Annotated in this window: 15 protein-coding genes; 4 read left to right on the forward strand and 11 right to left on the reverse strand. The window is 68.1% G+C overall.

The features are described from left to right. Positions 1–3 precede the first annotated feature (3 nt). A complete protein-coding gene (locus ABNQ40_RS26050; protein WP_109050596.1) occupies positions 4–1,083 on the forward strand; it encodes a nitronate monooxygenase family protein in 1,080 nt (359 codons plus the stop codon). A gap of 22 nt (positions 1,084–1,105) precedes the next feature. Here ABNQ40_RS26050 and ABNQ40_RS26055 read toward each other — a convergent pair whose 3' ends face one another. From ABNQ40_RS26055 to ABNQ40_RS26100, 10 genes are all read right to left on the reverse strand, one after another. Next, on the reverse strand, positions 1,106–2,134 hold the full coding sequence (locus tag ABNQ40_RS26055) for a GGDEF domain-containing protein (RefSeq protein WP_109050595.1): 1,029 nt from the start codon (positions 2,132–2,134) through the stop codon (positions 1,106–1,108). A gap of 119 nt (positions 2,135–2,253) precedes the next feature. Continuing rightward, a complete protein-coding gene (locus ABNQ40_RS26060) occupies positions 2,254–2,796 on the reverse strand; it encodes a pentapeptide repeat-containing protein (protein WP_109050594.1) in 543 nt (180 codons plus the stop codon). A 65-nt stretch (positions 2,797–2,861) separates the two neighbouring features. After that, positions 2,862–3,359, reverse strand: coding sequence for a thioesterase family protein (locus ABNQ40_RS26065; RefSeq protein WP_109050593.1), 498 nt, complete (start codon positions 3,357–3,359; stop codon positions 2,862–2,864). A gap of 254 nt (positions 3,360–3,613) precedes the next feature. Further along, positions 3,614–3,790 (reverse strand): HEPN domain-containing protein, encoded by a 177-nt coding sequence (locus ABNQ40_RS26070; RefSeq protein WP_109050592.1) that lies wholly within the window; start codon positions 3,788–3,790, stop codon positions 3,614–3,616. After that, positions 3,762–4,094: a nucleotidyltransferase domain-containing protein gene (locus ABNQ40_RS26075; RefSeq protein ID WP_109050591.1), complete on the reverse strand. Its 333-nt coding sequence runs from the start codon at positions 4,092–4,094 to the stop codon at positions 3,762–3,764. Before ABNQ40_RS26075 ends, ABNQ40_RS26070 begins: the two co-directional genes overlap by 29 nt. A gap of 67 nt (positions 4,095–4,161) precedes the next feature. After that, positions 4,162–7,653: a methionine synthase gene (gene metH / locus ABNQ40_RS26080; RefSeq protein ID WP_109050590.1), complete on the reverse strand. Its 3,492-nt coding sequence runs from the start codon at positions 7,651–7,653 to the stop codon at positions 4,162–4,164. A gap of 58 nt (positions 7,654–7,711) precedes the next feature. Beyond that, positions 7,712–8,185, reverse strand: a complete 474-nt coding sequence (locus tag ABNQ40_RS26085; RefSeq protein WP_247879869.1) for a DUF29 domain-containing protein — start codon at positions 8,183–8,185, stop codon at positions 7,712–7,714. A 4-nt stretch (positions 8,186–8,189) separates the two neighbouring features. Next, a complete protein-coding gene (locus ABNQ40_RS26090) occupies positions 8,190–8,663 on the reverse strand; it encodes a DUF29 domain-containing protein (protein WP_109050588.1) in 474 nt (157 codons plus the stop codon). A gap of 60 nt (positions 8,664–8,723) precedes the next feature. Next, a complete protein-coding gene (gene metF / locus ABNQ40_RS26095) occupies positions 8,724–9,629 on the reverse strand; it encodes a methylenetetrahydrofolate reductase [NAD(P)H] (RefSeq protein WP_109050587.1) in 906 nt (301 codons plus the stop codon). After that, entirely contained in the window at positions 9,626–10,612 is a 987-nt protein-coding gene (locus ABNQ40_RS26100; protein WP_109050586.1) for a metalloregulator ArsR/SmtB family transcription factor, read from the reverse strand. The genes metF and ABNQ40_RS26100 overlap by 4 nt, the downstream gene beginning before the upstream one ends. 455 nt (positions 10,613–11,067) lie before the next feature. Here ABNQ40_RS26100 and ABNQ40_RS26105 point away from each other — a divergent pair, with 455 nt between their 5' ends. Together ABNQ40_RS26105 and ABNQ40_RS26110 are read left to right on the forward strand one after the other, a co-directional pair. Next, positions 11,068–11,853: a VacJ family lipoprotein gene (locus tag ABNQ40_RS26105; protein ID WP_109050585.1), complete on the forward strand. Its 786-nt coding sequence runs from the start codon at positions 11,068–11,070 to the stop codon at positions 11,851–11,853. 34 nt (positions 11,854–11,887) lie between these two features. Beyond that, a complete protein-coding gene (locus ABNQ40_RS26110; RefSeq protein WP_247879868.1) occupies positions 11,888–12,691 on the forward strand; it encodes a phospholipid-binding protein MlaC in 804 nt (267 codons plus the stop codon). Positions 12,692–12,753: 62 nt separating this feature from the next. Here the strand turns inward: ABNQ40_RS26110 and ABNQ40_RS26115 are convergent, their stop codons facing one another. Next, entirely contained in the window at positions 12,754–14,037 is a 1,284-nt protein-coding gene (locus tag ABNQ40_RS26115; protein ID WP_247879867.1) for an MFS transporter, read from the reverse strand. A 162-nt stretch (positions 14,038–14,199) separates the two neighbouring features. Between ABNQ40_RS26115 and ABNQ40_RS26120 the strand changes: the two genes are divergently transcribed. Beyond that, complete coding sequence (locus ABNQ40_RS26120) at positions 14,200–15,714, forward strand: pentapeptide repeat-containing protein (RefSeq protein WP_109050583.1); 1,515 nt, start codon at positions 14,200–14,202, stop codon at positions 15,712–15,714. Positions 15,715–15,740 lie beyond the last annotated feature (26 nt).

Consider the following 15,740-nt stretch of genomic DNA (forward strand, 5'->3'; position numbering starts at 1 on the left):
GACATGCCCTCTCTCACGGATTCCCTTGAATTGTTGGGGCTGCGGTCGCCGGTGATCCAGGCGCCGATGGCGGGGGGCGGCGACACGCCGGCCCTGGTCGCCGCGGTCAACGAGGCCGGCGGGCTCGGCTTCGTCGGTGCCGCCTATCTGACCGGGGAGCAGATCGCCGAGCGAGCGCTCGCCATCCGTCAGCGCACCGCCCTGCCCTTCGGCATCAACCTGTTCGCGCCGACGCCGGCGCCCGGACCGGCGCCAATGATGGCCGAGGCGCTGGCCCGCGTGAGGCCCTTCCATGCCGAACTCGGACTGCCGGAGGCGGAGGAGCCCGCCTATGGCGGCGACGCGTTCGACCGGCAGGTCGCCGCCCTGCTGGACAGCGGAGCCGCCTTCTACAGCGTCACCTTCGGGCTGCCGCCGGCCGACAGCGTGGCGGCGGCCAAGGCGCGCGGCATGCGGGTGCTGGGCACCGCGACCACGGTGGCGGAGGCGGTGGCCCTGGAACAGGCTGGCGTCGATGCGGTGATCGCCCAGGGCAGCGAGGCCGGCGGGCATCGCGGCAGCTTCATCGGCGATCCGGCAGCCAATCTGGTCGGCACGATGGCGCTGGTGCCGCAGGTGGCCGATGCGGTGGGCGTGCCGGTGATCGCGTCGGGCGGCATCATGGACGGGCGCGGCATCGCCGCGGCGCTGGCGCTGGGCGCGACCGCGGTGCAGATGGGCACGGTGTTCCTGACCACCGGCGAGGCCGGCATCCCCGAGGCGCACAAGGCCGCCATCCTGGCGGCGCGCGAGGACCAGACCCGCATCACCCGCGCCTTCTCCGGCCGGCCGGCACGCGGGATCGTCAACCGCTTCATGGAAACGGTGGAGGACCCGGAGGCGCCCGAGGCGGTGCTGCCCTTCCCCTTGCAGAACGCGCTGACCCGCCCTCTGCGCACCGCCGCCGGCAAGGCCGGCCGGGCGGAGTTCCTGTCGCTGTGGGCCGGACAGGGGCTGACACTGGCGCAGCGGCGACCGGCGGGGGAACTGATGGCGGAGTTGCTGCGCGGGACTGAGGAGGTACGGCGCAGGCTTGCCGTCTGACTGGATAAGCGGGCCGGCCTGCTCAGACGGCCTCGGCCGTCACCCGGTTGCGGCCGCTGCGCTTGGCGGCGTAGAGCGCCTGGTCGGCGCGGCGGACCAGCGTCAGGGCCGGTTCGCCGGGGCGGAACTGGGCGACGCCGACCGACAGCGCGACGGTGCCGTAATTGGCATTGCGCGCCTTGTTCACGATCTGGCGGCCACCGACGAAGGCCCGCACCTGCTCCGCCAGCTTGGTGGCGTTCTCCAGGCTGGTGCGCGGCAGGATGATTGCGAATTCCTCCCCGCCATAGCGGGTGGCGGTGTCGCGGCCCTTGATGCATTCGGTCAGCATGCGGGCGACCAGCTTCAGCACATGGTCGCCGACCAGATGGCCATGGGTGTCGTTGAAGCTCTTGAAATGGTCGATGTCGACCATCAGCAGCGACAGCGGCTGCTCGTCGCGCACCGACGCCTCCATCGCCTTCTCCAGCATCAGGTCGAAGGCCTTGCGGTTGCCGATGCCGGTCAGCCCGTCGGTCAGCGCCTCGCGCCGCGCGCTGTCCAGGCTGACCCGCATCTCCGCCAGCTGCTGGCTCGATTCCTGAAGTTGCAGTTGAAGCGCCGTCTGCCGGTCGACGATCTCCTTGGTCTCCGCGGCGATGGCGGCGACCATGGCGCGCAGTTCCAACAGGCTGAGCGGCTGGTCAAGCTCCTCCCGGAAGCCGGACAGGGCATTGCCGTAGCGCTCCGTCTCCGACCCGACATTGCCCAGCTGCTCCAATATGCGCCCCAGGGCATAACGGGCCTTGTCGGAGGTCTCACGGATCGCCTGGGCTTCGGCGTCCATGGTGAAGAAGCGCTTGTACAGCTCGTCGCACAGCGTCTGCGAGGCGGCCAGCCCATCGCGGCGCGCCAGATCGATGGCGCGGGTCAGATCCGGGTTGTTGCCGCTGTAATAGACGTACCAGAGCGTGAAGTTTTCCGGGGTGGCTGGCAACCGGTCGGACAGCATCCGCTCCATGGCCTTCGCGGCAAGGCCGCTGGAACGCTCGAAATCCTCCGCAGTTGCCACGACCGCCGTCCGTCCAAAATCATTCGATTTCGAACGGTACGCGGCGCAAGCCCTTACGGCAAGAAGGTTTTTGGGAACAGGGCGAGATGTTACAACCGCTCTGGTTGTGCACTATCCGATTAATTGCATTGCCCGACTGAACTCTCGGCGCAGATATGCTTGCCGTCGGTCCAGCGTGCCCCCGACAGGTCGGCATGGCGCAGATCGGTGCCGGACAGCTTCGCTCCCGTCAGGTCGGCGCGCGCCAGCGACGCCCCCACCATCTTGGCATTGCGCAGGTCGGCCTCGCGGAAGCTGGCGCCGGTCAGGTCGGCGCGGGTGAAATCGGCCTCGATCAGCCGGGCCTTGTCGAAGACCGCGCCGGGGGCGGTGGCGCTGATGAACTTGGCACGGTAGCCGTCGGCATCGGTCAGCTTCGCCTCGCCCAGGCTGGCGCGCTGAAAGCTCGCATCGCGCAGCATGGCGCCGCTGAGATCGACACCGGTCAGCGTCTGCCCCTCCAGCGAGCAGCGGCGCCAATTGACCTTCGGCTGCGCCGCCTCGGTGCAATCGGCCAGCGCCGGGCCCACGGAAAGGACGGCCAGCACGGCCGCGGCCGCGGCCGCGGTAAGAATGCCGGAACGGATGCGGAAGCGAAGCGGCGGGACGGGTGCGGTTCTCATCCCTCGATAGATGGGGGCACCGCCGCTCAACTCAACCATCGGGCCGCTGCAAGCAGGGCTTGCGGTTATCCGGCGGTTCGGGAACCGTCCAACCGGGCAACAGCACGCCCCGCCTGCGGCGGCCGGGGAAGGGCGGCATGGGTCGCCGCCTGTCCGGCCAGCACAGCCGCGACGGCCGGTGGGAAGGGGCCGGTCTTCCGCGTGCCGAGATCGACGTGCAGCAGCATGACCTCGGCCGTCGCCGCCAGCCAGCCCTCCTCTGCATGCCGCATCTCGTGGAACAGGTGCAGCCGCTTGGCGTCGGCGCCGAGCAGCAGCGAGTCGAACCGCAGCGGCGTCCCTTCGGTCACCTCGCGGGCGTAGGTCAGGTGGGCATCGACGACGAAGACCGACCGGTTCTCCGCCGTGACATAAGCCTTGCCGATCCCGAAGCGGTCCAGCACGGCATCCGTCGCGTGGTCGAAGGCCAGCAGGTAATAGGCAACGTTCATGTGCCCGTTGTAGTCGATCCACTCCGGACGGACGGTTTCGCGGTGGAGGGTCAGGGGGGCGTCGAGGGTCATGTACAGGATCCAGCGGAAGACGAAATGGTGAGTGCGATGCTGTCCCGGATTGCTTCTATCTCGTCAAGCCAGCCGTGCACCTCGTCCGAGGTCGGTTCGTCGGAGACATCGCCCGCCTCACCCGGATACCGGTACAAGGTAGCGAAGGCGGTGAAGCGCCCGAGGGGCGATAAGCGTATCCGGATCGGCAGATCAGGCGGAATACGCATGACGAGCAAATCGATGTCGTGGGAACGGGGGACGTCGAGGTCCAGCTAAACCAGAACCGCCTTAACCAGCTTTTCCGCAGCCTGCTGGCAATGGTAGGTGGCGGCCGGGACGATTGGATCCGGAACGGACAGGCAGGCCCGGCCTGCGCGCAGGTCGACGGTCGCCGTCGCCAACCATGCTTCGGGGCCGACTCTAAGCCCCATAGACACGCACCCCCTCATGCGTGGCCTTGTAACTCAACGTGCCGACCTGATTCCTGTTCGCTTCGAAAAAAGAGCGGCGACAGGGCACGATGTCAGCCGGAATGCCGGTCCCGGACTTGGCCGCATGGGCGAACACGGCCGACCGCCGTTCCTTCGGTGCATCGTCCGGGACGATCACCAGCAGGTCGTAATCGCTGTCCTCGTCGAAGTCGCCACGCGCCCGGCTGCCGAACAGGTAGACGGCTTCCGGCTCCAGGGCCGGGACGATCCGGTCCAGCAGGATTTGCAGCTTCTCGTCGTTCCGCGTGTCGACCACAGCCATGGGGTGCCTCCACCACCAATCCTAACACGGAACGGGCGGCGGAGGATCATCCCATGGACCGGGGGCCTTACACCGAGAAGTACTTGGCCCGCGGGTGGTGCAGGACGATGGCCGAGGTGCTCTGCTCGGGATGGAGCTGGTCCTCGTCCGACATCTCGATGCCGATGCGGCCGGCGTCCAGCAGCTTCAGCAGCTGCTCCTGGTCCTTCAGGTTCGGGCAGGCCGGATAGCCGAAGCTGTAGCGGCTGCCGCGGTAGGACTGCTGCAACAGCTTCTCCTTGTCGCGGCTGTCCTCGGCGCCATAGCCAAGCTCTGCACGGATGCGGGCATGGACATATTCCGCCATCGCCTCGGTCATCTCCACCGACAGGCCGTGCAGGTAGAGATAGTCCTGATAGCGGTTCTCGGCGAACCACTCGCGCGCCACCTCGGCGCAATGCTGGCCCATGGTGACGACCTGGAGGCCGAGCACGTCACGCTCCGGATCGGTCACGTCGCGCAGGAAGTCGGCGATGCACTCGCCATCCTCCTTGCCCTGACGGGGCAGCGAGAAACGCGCAGCCTCGGTGGTGCCGTCCTCCTCGAACAGGATGACGTCGTTGCCGTCGGCCGCCGCCTTCCAATAGCCGTAGACGGCGGTCGGGCGCAGGATTTCCTCCTTCGCCGCGATCTGGAGAATGCGGTCGAGCACCGGCCGCAGCTCCTTCTTCGCCCACTCCTTGAACTCCTCGAAGGACTTGCCGTCCTTCCGGTAGCCCCATTGCAGCTGGTAGAGCATCCGCTCGTTCAGGTAGGTGACCAGCGTCTTCAGCGGCACATGGTCGATCAGCTTCGGCCCCCAGAAGGGCGGGGTCGGCACCGGCACGCCCTCGGCCAGCCGGTGACGGCGGGCGCGGACGGCGTCCTTGTCGACCGGGCCGGTGGCGGCGCTGGTCGCCTGCCCCAGCACGCGGCGGCGGTTGGTCGCCTTGCCGGCGCGCTTGGCCTGCTGGATGGCGAGCTGCTGGTCGAAGCTGCCCTCCACCACCTTGTCCATCAGGGTCAGCCCGTCGAAGGCATCGCCGGCATAGGCGACGCGGCCCGAGCCGTAGGAGGCCACGCAGTCGCCCTCGACATAGGCGCGGGTCAGTGCCGCGCCGCCGAGCAGGACCGGCACCTCCAACCCCTCGCGGGTCATCTCCTCCAGGTTCTCGCGCATCACCACGGTGGACTTCACCAGCAGGCCGGACATGCCGATGGCGGTGGCCTTGTGTTCCTTGGCGGCCTGGATGATGGCGGTCACCGGCTGCTTGATGCCGAGATTGACCACCTTGTAGCCGTTGTTGGTCAGGATGATGTCGACGAGGTTCTTGCCGATGTCGTGGACGTCGCCCTTGACGGTGGCGAGAACCAGCGTGCCCTTCTGCTGGCCCTCGATCTTCTCCATGTGCGGCTCCAGCCACGCCACCGCGGCCTTCATCGTCTCGGCCGACTGGAGCACGAAGGGAAGTTGCATCTTGCCGGCGCCGAACAGCTCGCCCACCACCTTCATGCCGTCGAGCAGGTAGGTGTTGATGATCTCCAGCGGCGGATGGCTCTTCATCGCTTCGGCCAGATCGTCCTCCAGCCCGGTGCGGTCGCCGTCGACGATGCGCTCCTTCAAGCGCTCCTCGACCGTCTCGGCCCGCGCCTTCTTCTTGGCGTCCGCCGCTTTTCGACCTTCAAACAGGGCGATGAAGGCCTGGAGCGGATCGTAGCCTTCCGCACGGCGGTCGAAGATCAGATCCTCGGCGGTCTTGACCTCCTTCTCGGGGATCTGGTGCAGCGGCAGGATCTTGGAGACATGGACGATGGCGCCCGTCATCCCCTTCTTCACCGCATGGTCGAGGAAGACCGAGTTCAGCACATGGCGCGCCGCAGCGTTCAGGCCGAAGGAGACGTTGGACAGGCCGAGGATGATCTGGCAGCCGGGCATCTCGCGGGCAATCGCCTCGATGCCCTCCAGAGTCCAGATGGCGAGCTTGCGGTCGTCCTCGTTGCCGGTGGCGATGGTGAAGGTGAGCGGGTCGAACAGCAGGTCCGACGGGGCGAGGCCGTACTCGTTCACCGCCAGATCGTAGAGCCGCTTGGCGACCTCCAGCTTGCGGTCCGGCGTCTTCGCCATGCCCTCTTCATCGATGGTCAGGGCGATGACGGCGGCGCCGAACTTCTTGGCCAGCGCCAGACGCTGCCTCGCCGGCTCCTCGCCGTCCTCGAAGTTGATCGAGTTCAGGATCGCCTTGCCGCCATAGAGCGCCAGCGCCTGCTCCAGCACCTTGTACTCGGTCGAATCGATGACCAGCGGCGCCGTCACCGAGCCGGAGAAGCGGGAGATCACCGCGTTCATCTCCGCCACCTCGTCACGGCCAACGAAGGCGGTGCAGACGTCGAGCGAATGGCTGCCCTCCTTGACCTGCTCGCGCGCCATCTCGACGCAACCGTCCCAGTCGTTCTTCTCCTGCAACTCGCGCCACTTCTTGGAGCCGTTGGCGTTGCAGCGCTCGCCGATGGCGAAGAAGGCGTTCTCCTGGCGCAGCGTCACCTGGGAGTAGAGCGAGGCCACCGCCGGCACCCAATGGACGGTGCGGCCCTTCGGCGCCGGACGGTGCGAGCCGGCCGGGGCCAGCTTGCGCAGCATCTGGTTCGCCGCCGCGATGTGCGGGACGTTGGTGCCGCAGCAGCCGCCGACGAGGTTGACCCCGTCTTCGCCGACGAAGCGCTCCAGCCAGTGGGCGAAGTCGTCGGCGCGCAGCGGATAGTGCGTCTTGCCGTCGACCAGTTCGGGCAGGCCGGCATTGGGCTGGACCGAGATCAGGCCCGGCCAGTTCTGCGACAGCCAGCGCACATGCTCGCTCATCTCCAGCGGGCCGGTGGCGCAGTTCAGCCCCATCAGCGGCACGTCGAGCGCCTGGATGACGGTGGCCGCCGCGGCGATGTCGGTGCCGACCAGCAGCGTCCCGGTGGTCTCCACCGTCACCTGGACGAAGACGGGTGTGTCGGACTTCGCTTCCAGCCGGGCCCGCTTGATGCCATTGACGGCGGCCTTGATCTGCAAGGGGTCCTGGCAGGTCTCGACCAGGATGGCGTCGGCACCGCCGGCGATCAGGCCGGCGGCCTGGACATAGAAGCTGTCCTCCGCCGGCTGATAGGCGATGTGGCCCAGGCTGGGCAGCTTGGTGCCCGGCCCTATGGAGCCGATGACGAAGCGCAGCTGGCCGTCCTTGAAGCTTTCCGCCGCCTCGCGCGCCAGTTCGACCGCGCGCTGGTTGATCTCGAAGGCCTTCTCGGAGATGCCGAACTCGCCCAGCGTCACCGGCGAGGCGCCGAAGGTGTCGGTCTCCACCATGTCCGCGCCGGCCTCGAAATAGCCGCGGTGGATGTCGCGCACGATGTCCGGGCGCGACAGGGGCAGGATGTCGGTGCAGTTCTCGTGCCCCCAGTAATCCTTCTCGACGTCGAGGTCGAGCGCCTGGATGCGGCTGCCGAACCCGCCGTCGCAAAGCAGAACACGGTCACGCAGGGTGTCGAGGATGTGGGCCATGGGAATGCGTCTTGTCCGTTATTTGGCGGGTTCGGGGCAGAAAAGGCAGGGTCAGGTCTCAGGTCAGGCCGTGGCGGTTCAACGGCCACCAGTCCTCGTCGAGAAGCTGGTCCAGGGAATAGGGGCAATCTGGCGGAAGCAGGTCGGCGGGCACCCCGTCCTGCTCAAGCCCCTCCATCGCATAGTCGCGGCCACGCCGGTAAGACTTGGCAAGGTCGATCCTGCTGCGCAGGCTGGGGCTGTCCTCCAGACCGTCATTCGCCTGGTCGCGCTGTTCGCGGACGGTGCGGCGCCAGTTGCCGCGCGGATCTGCGGCTGGAGAGTATTCCAGTTTCAGCAGATGCTCGATCACACGGACCAGCGCGCTTTCGACCGCGCGCAATTCGGACCGGCCCATGCTCTCGATCTCCTCCGCGACATTCTCCCAGTCGATGGGCGTGTTGATGCGCTCGCGCGCCGCCTCGCGGAGCAGGCGTGCCTGCTCCTCGGTCCAGGCGAGGAAGTCGGTGTCGTATCCGATCCGGCTGTCCATGGCGTCAGTCCTCCAGCCCATGCCGGTTCGGCGGCCACCAGTCGGGATCGCGCAGATCCTCCAGGGCGTAGGGGCAATCCTTCGGCAGCGCGTCGATGGCGATGCTGTCGTCCTGGCAGGCGTCGTCGCGACCGTCCAGCCACGCCTTTCCCAGGATCTCGGCGGGCCAGCGCTGCAGGCTCGGATGGTCTTCCAGCTTGTCCTGCAGATGGCGGCGGGCCTTGGCCACGGAGATCCGCCATTTCCGGCGCGGATAGGGGTCGGGCGACTGTTCGAGTTTCAGAAGATGCTCGATCACCGTGGCCAGATGGCTGCGGATCGCGTCCTTGACCTGCCCGCCCATGATGTCGAGTTCCTCGGCGATGTGCTCCCAGTCGATGGGCGAGTTGGAGCGTTCGGTCGCCGCTTCGCGCAGCAGCCGCGCCTGTTCCTGGGTCCAGGCGTAGAAGTCCGTGTCGTATCCGATCCGGCTGTCCATGTCATCGCCCTCCCGCGACAATTCGCCGTCCCAGCGTAGCACAGGGCGGCGGGCGGCGCCCTACCCCGCCACCGCCGCCGCGGCCGGAGCGGCCTTCGCCTTCACGCCCAGCATGCGGCAGATGGCGATGGTCAAATCCGACCGGTTCAGCGTGTAGAAATGGAAGTCGTTCACGCCCTGCGCCTGCAAGGCCTGGCACTGCTCCGCCGCCACCGTCGCGGCGACGAGCTGGCGGGTTTCCGGATCGTCGTCCAACCCCTCGAAGGTCTCGGCCAGCTTCGCCGGCATGGAGGCGCCGCACTTGCCGGCGAACTCCACCGCGCGGGCGAAGTTGGTGATCGGCAGGATGCCGGGGACGATCGGCACATGGATGCCGGCCGCCGCACAGCGGTCGAGGAAGCGGAAATAAGCGTCGTTGTCGAAGAAGAACTGGGTGATGGCCCGGGTGGCGCCGGCATCGACCTTGCGCTTCAGGTTGTCCAGGTCGAACTGGGCGTTGGGCGCTTCCGGATGGCTTTCCGGATAGGCCGCCACCGAGATCTCGAAGTTGGCGATGCGCTTCATCCCCGCCACCAGATCGGCGGCATAGGCGTAGCCGCCGGGGAAGGGCTCATACTGTCCGCCGACACCGCCCGCGGTCTCCGGCGGGTCGCCGCGCAGCGCCACCAGATGGCGGATGCCGGCATCCCAATAGGTGCGGGCGATGGCGTCGATCTCGTCGCGGGTGGCGCCGACGCAGGTGAAATGGGCGGCGGCCGGGATGCCGGTCTCGTCCTGGATGCGGCAGACGGTGGCGTGGGTGCGCTCGCGCGTCGATCCGCCGGCACCGTAGGTCACCGACACGAAGCTGGGCGACAGCGGGGCCAGCCGCCGGATCGACTGCCACAGGCTCTGCTCCATCTTCTCCGACTTGGGCGGGAAGAACTCGAAGCTGATGGACGGCAGCGCAGAGGTGGGCGCGGTCATGACGGAACTCCGCTGAGCGAGTGGGCGGTCTTCGGGAAGGAAATGGCGGCGCCGGCCGCAAGGCGGGTGGCCGGCCAGACGGAAACGGTCAGCGGGTCGCCCGGCAGTTGCACCACCGGGCCGCAGTCGAGGCCGGACTGGCGGCACCAGCCGGCGACCTCGGCATCGGAGAAGCCCAGGCGGCGGTGCGCATGCTCCTCGCGCAGGGCTTCCAGATGGTGGGGGGCGAAATCGACGATCAGCAGCAGCCCGCCGGGGCGCAGGACCCGCGCCGCCTCGGCCAGCACGCCGGCCGGCGATTCGGTGTAGTGCAGCACCTGATGGATCACCGCGGCGTCGAAGGAGCCGGAGGGGAACGGCAGCTGGTACATGTCGGCCTGACGGACATGGCAGTGGCGCAGGCCAGCCTCCTCCAGCCGGTTGCGGGCGACGGCCAGCATCTCGCGCGACTGGTCTACCCCGATCGCGCGATGGACGCGCCCGGCGAGCACCTCCAGCATCCGTCCGGTGCCGGTGCCGATATCCAGCAGCTCCTCCACCCCCTCTTCCGGGAACAGGCGCAGCAGAGCGGCCTCGACCTCGCCTTCCGCAACGTGAAGGGAGCGGATTTCGTGCCAGCGCGCGGCATTCTCACGGAAATAGGCGGCGGCGCTTTCCGAGCGGGACCGCTTGATGGCGTCCAGCCGCTCCAGATCGAGGATGAGGGTGGCGTCGTCCGCGGGGATGGCGTCGACCAGAACGCGCGCCAGCTCGGCCGACTGCCCCTTCTCGGCCAGCCGGTAGAAGGCGAAGGTCCCCTCGCGGAAGCGGTCGAGCAGGCCGGCGTCGCACAGAAGCTTCAGGTGGCGCGAGACGCGCGGCTGGCTCTGGCCCAGGATCTGGGTCAGCTCGGTCACCGTCAGCTCGCCATGCGCGCAGAGTGCCAGCAGCCGCAGTCGCGTCGTTTCGGCCGCCGCCTTCAGCGTCGCAAGCAGATCGTCCATCGCCTCACGTCCGATTCGGGCCAGGAAAGGGGCCGGCCGGACGGGACACCCCGCCCCGCCGGCCTGGATACAGATATAAAGATATCTTTATGCGTCGTAAACCGCTTTTCTCAGCCGCCTGCGCCGACACCCGCGGCAGGTCCGCGCCGGCCGGCCCAGGTGCCGGCAGTCCGCGGCGGAAAGCGGCAGGATGAAAGCTCTCCCGCCGCATTGCGGCAAAGCCGACACAGTCGCCGCAGGCTCTCCGGCGCCATGCCGGCGCATGCTGGTCAAAAGGCGAAGCCTGTGTTAGGTCAGGAAACGGTGGAAATTCTGCGATATCTCGCCCAATCTTCCTCCCGACCGCGTAGCCACCTTGCCAGGGTTGAGGACTCCAGCCATCGGGGTCTTCAGTTGTGGACAGGAGATGCGGCGACCCGCACCGAGTCGAGCCCACAGATAAAGAGCCGTCGCACATGAAGCTGGCCAGCCTTTCCCGCTCCCTCCTCCGTTCGGCCACCGTGGTGGCCTTCGCCCTGACGGCCACGGCCTGCGCGACCAACCCGGGCGACTCGGGTGCTACGGATGCGGCCTATCAGGTCAGCGATCCGCTGGAGATCCCCAACCGCTTCGTCTTCGCCGCCAACGAGGCGGCCGACGTGCTGGTGATCCGCCCGGCGGCCGAAGTCTATGTGGGGGTCGTGCCCGATCCGGTGCGCGACGCCATCCACAACTTCATCGACAACCTGATGTCGCCGCTCTACATCGCCAACAACCTGCTGCAGGGCAATGTGGAGGGGGCGACCAACGCCACCGGCCGCTTCCTGACCAACACCATCCTGGGCGCTGGCGGCATCGCCGACGTCGCGTCGCAGGCGGGCATCCCGCATGCGCCGGAGGATTTCGGCCAGACGCTGGCGGTGTGGGGCGTTGGCGACGGTCCGTATCTAGTCCTGCCGCTGCTGGGTCCGTCGAACCTGCGCGACACCGCCGGCTACGCCGTCGACACCGTGGGCGACCCGATCCGCATCTGGGCCTACGCCAACGACCACAAGGGCGCCTATATGACGCGCGGCATCGTCAGCGCCGTCGACCGCCGGTCGGAGGTTCTGAAGGAGGTCGACGACCTGCGTCGCAACTCGCTGGACTTCTACGCCACCGTGCGCAGCCTGTACCAGCAGCAGCGCCGGGCGGCGATCAACAACAACAAGGCCGGCACGACTCCGGAATTCCCGGACTTCACCACCGCGCCGAAGCCCTAATCGGTTCTTAAAAGACTCTGCGGCCTCGCCCATCGTGACCACCGCACGCCACCCTCCGGGGATGGGTGCGGCGGTCGGGCTGGCGGGCCGGCGGGGTGCGCCGGACGTTGGGGCAGAATCGAAAACCTCCTCCAAAAGCATCCAGCGGCAGCCCAAAGGCCAGATGACCGTTGACAAAGCCCCAGCAACAGCCACTTTTCGCCCCATCATGCTGACACGCCGCCAGTTTGTCGCGTCCGCTGCCCTGCTCGCGGTGAGCGGTTGGGCCGGGCACTCTCTCATCTCTCCCGCAGCCGCGCAAACCGCGGACCAGGGGGCAAGCGCGTTCATCCAGAAGCTGGGGAACGACGCCATCGCAACCTTCTCGGACAAGAGCCTGTCGCGCGATCAGGCGATCCAGCGCTTCCGTACGCTGCTGTACGCCGGCTTCGACGTGCCGTACATCGGCCGCTGGGTGCTGGGCCGCTACTGGAACAGCGCCAACGAGGCGCAGCGGACCGAATACCAGAAGCTGTTCGAACAGCTGATCGTCAACACCTATGCCGAGCGTTTCGTCGAGTATTCCGGCGAGACGTTCAAGATCGCCGGCGTCGGCCCGGCCGGTGAGGCGGACAGCATGGTAACGACGCAGATCGTCCGTCCCAACGGCCCGCCGGTGAATGTCAGCTGGCGTGTCCGCAAGGCCGGCGCCGACTACAAGATCATCGACGTGGTGGTGGAGAATGTCAGCATGGGCGTGACCCAGCGGCAGGAATTCGCCTCCGTCATCGAACAGAATGGCGGCCGCGTCGACGGGTTGATCCAGGCGCTGCGCCAGAAGGTCGGCCGCACCGGCTGACCGGTCCACAGCATCCCCCTACCGCGAAGCCCGGCCCCGTATTGGAGCCGGGCTTCGTCGTTTCAGGCCTCCGATGCGGCCTTTGCGGCGTCGGCCGATGCCATGTCGTCCTCCCCGGCCTCCGCAGCGCCGACATTGCCTGTTTCCGGGCGGGTTTCCGGCAGAAGCAGCGCCGCGAGCAGCAGGGCCACGCCCGCAGCCGCGGCCAGCATCAGGAAGGCGGCGCTGTACCCCTCCCGCACCACCATCTGTCCGGCGGCGGCGGTGCTGAGCGCGGCGCCGATGCCCTGGAGGGTGGCGATGGCGCCCTGGCTGACATTGAAGCGCCCGGTCCCTTCGGTCAGATCGGCGACCACCAGCGGGAACAGCGCGCCGAACAGCCCGGCACCGACCCCGTCCAGCAGTTGGACGCCGACCAGCCAGGCGGAGTTGTCCGACAGGGTGTAGAGAACACCGCGCACGGGCAGGACCAGGAAGGCGGCCAGCAGCAGCGGCTTGCGCCCCCAGCGGTCGGCCCTGGCGCCCACCAGCATCGCCATCGGCACCATGACCAGCTGTGCGGCGACGATGCAGAACGACATCAGGCTGGTGCCCAGCGCCGGATCCTTCATCGCCAGCTTCTGGCCGACCAGCGGCAGCATCGCCGCATTGGCGAAATGGAAGAGGGCGGCGCATCCGCCAAAGATCAGCAACGGACGGCAGCTCAGGATGACGCGCAGCCCGGACGGCGTCTCGCGGCCGCCGCCATGGTCGCCGCTATGCAGCCCGCGGGCGACCGCATGGTCGATGGCGTTGGCGGGGATGCCGGCCGTCGCGGCGATGCTGCACAGCGCCATCACGGTCATCAGCCAGAACACCGCGATGGGTCCAAAGGCATAGGCCGCCAGACCGGCGAGCAGGGCCGCCACCGCATTGCCGGCATGGTTGAAGGATTCGTTGCGTCCGACCCGGCGGACGAAGGCGCGCGGCCCCAGCATCCCCAGCGTGATCGCCGCGATGGCCGGAGGGAACACCGCCCCGGCGGCGCCCACCGCCGATTGAAGCACGGCGACGACGGTGAAGCTGTTCAGCCAGGGCAGGGTCAGCGACCCCACCGTCACCAGAAGCGCTGCGACGACGACCACCGCGCGCTTGTAGCGGGTGCCGTCGACCAGCGCCCCGGCAGGCACCTGTGCGGCGATCCCCGCCAGCCCGGCGAGCGTCATCACCAGCCCGATGTCCGCCTCGTTCCAATGCTGGACGGTCAGCAGATAGATTGCCAGATAAGGGCCGAGCCCATCCCGCACGTCGGCGAGGAAAAAGTTCAGCAGATCGAGAGAACGGTTCGGTCCGGCCACGTCGGTCATCCTGCAGGGAGTCCGCCCCGGATGGAGCTGCGGCAACAGAACGTCCATTGGAGCGATTTGCTCCGGAGCCTTCAGAACCCGTGACGCGCCTGTCCGAACGGGCTATCGTTGCAACGACATTGCTGTCTTTCGTCATACGGTTGGACCCGGGAACCCGACGCCATGGCCGAACGCGATCCGAAAGAGATCGACGAACTCCGGACGATCATCCAGGCGCATCAGGCATGGCTGAAGCGGCCGTCCACCGGTCGGCGCGCCGATCTCAGCTTCCGCGACCTCTCGCGGCTGAATCTGGAGCGCGTGTCGCTGGCCGGCGCCAAGCTGGCCGGGGCCAACCTCAGCAACACCCGCATGGTGAAGGCAAACCTGTCGCAGGCCGACCTGTTCGGCGCCGACATGGAGGCGGTGAACCTGACCGGCGCCGTCCTGACCGGCGCCGACCTGCGCGGCGCCAACCTGCACCGCGCCCTGCTGACCGATGCCAACCTGCGCGGTGCCGACTTCCGCGCGGGCGAGCTGGTGGACAGCGGCGGCCAGGACGGTAACGGCCAGACCGGCGGCCAGACCTCCACCCGTGGCACCGGCACCACCCGGCTGACCGAAGCGAAGATGGAGCGGTCGATCCTGGCCGGCGCCAACTTCTCCGGCTGCGACCTGACCGGCGCCGATCTGAACGACGCCGACCTGACGGGCGCGGAGCTGACCTCCGCCGTGCTGATGGGCACCGATTTCTGCGGCGCCAACCTGGACGGGGCGGTGTTCGGCAACACGGTGATGGACCACGCCACCCTGACCCGCACCTTCATCCCCTTCGCCCTGCCGCCCGACGCCATCGTCCGCCCCAGCTACAGCGCGATGCCGGTCGCCGAGTTCCTGGAACTGGTGGAGCGGCACGAGCGCTGGGTCGACAGCGGCGGGGCGGAGGGGGCTCGGCTCGACCTCGACCTCGTGTCGGTGGCGGGGGCGGACCTGCATGGACGGACGCTGGCGGCGGCCCGCCTGCGCCGCTGCCGCCTGCCCGGCGCCCGCCTGACCAAGGCCAGCCTGGAGATGGCGGAGCTGTCCTACATCGACCTCGACGAGGCCGACCTGCGCGACGCCGTTCTGCGCGGGGCCACCCTGCGCCGCGCCTATCTGGCGCACACGCTGATGAGCGGGGTCGATGCCCGGCCGGTGCCGCTGGCCGGCGGCCGCGACTGGCCGGCCAATTTCGAAGGCGCCGACTTCTCCGATGCCGACTTGCGTGACTCCGCCATGGGACCGGCAATCGTGCGCGGTGCCGTGTTCACCAAGGCGCTGACCGACCGCTCCGGCATCGACATCGCCGGCGCCTCCAGCCCCTTCCCCCCGCCCCCGCCGGAAGAACGGCGGCGGCAGAAGCGCTTCGTCCGCCCCGGCATGGTCGTCCACACCGACCATGGCAGCTTCCCCGCCCGCAACTGGTCGGTCGGCGGATTGTGCCTGCTGGCGGTCAACCAGCCCTATCAGCGCGGCCAGACCTTCCAGGCCCGCGTCGTGCTGGCCGACCGGCAGGAGGTGGCCGCCGTCGCCAACCTCGTCGTCCTGCACCGCGACGAGGAGCGCGGACAGCTGTCCGTCCGCTTCCACCAGTATGGCGACGATCTGAAGGCTCTGCTGAAGACCGCCTTCCTGGAACACCAGAAGATGGCGGGCTGACGCCGGCCGCACAAACTTTCCTGCCA

The sequence above is a fragment of the Azospirillum sp. A23 genome, assembly GCF_042938965.1.
Classification (GTDB): Bacteria; Pseudomonadota; Alphaproteobacteria; order Azospirillales; family Azospirillaceae; genus Azospirillum; species Azospirillum melinis.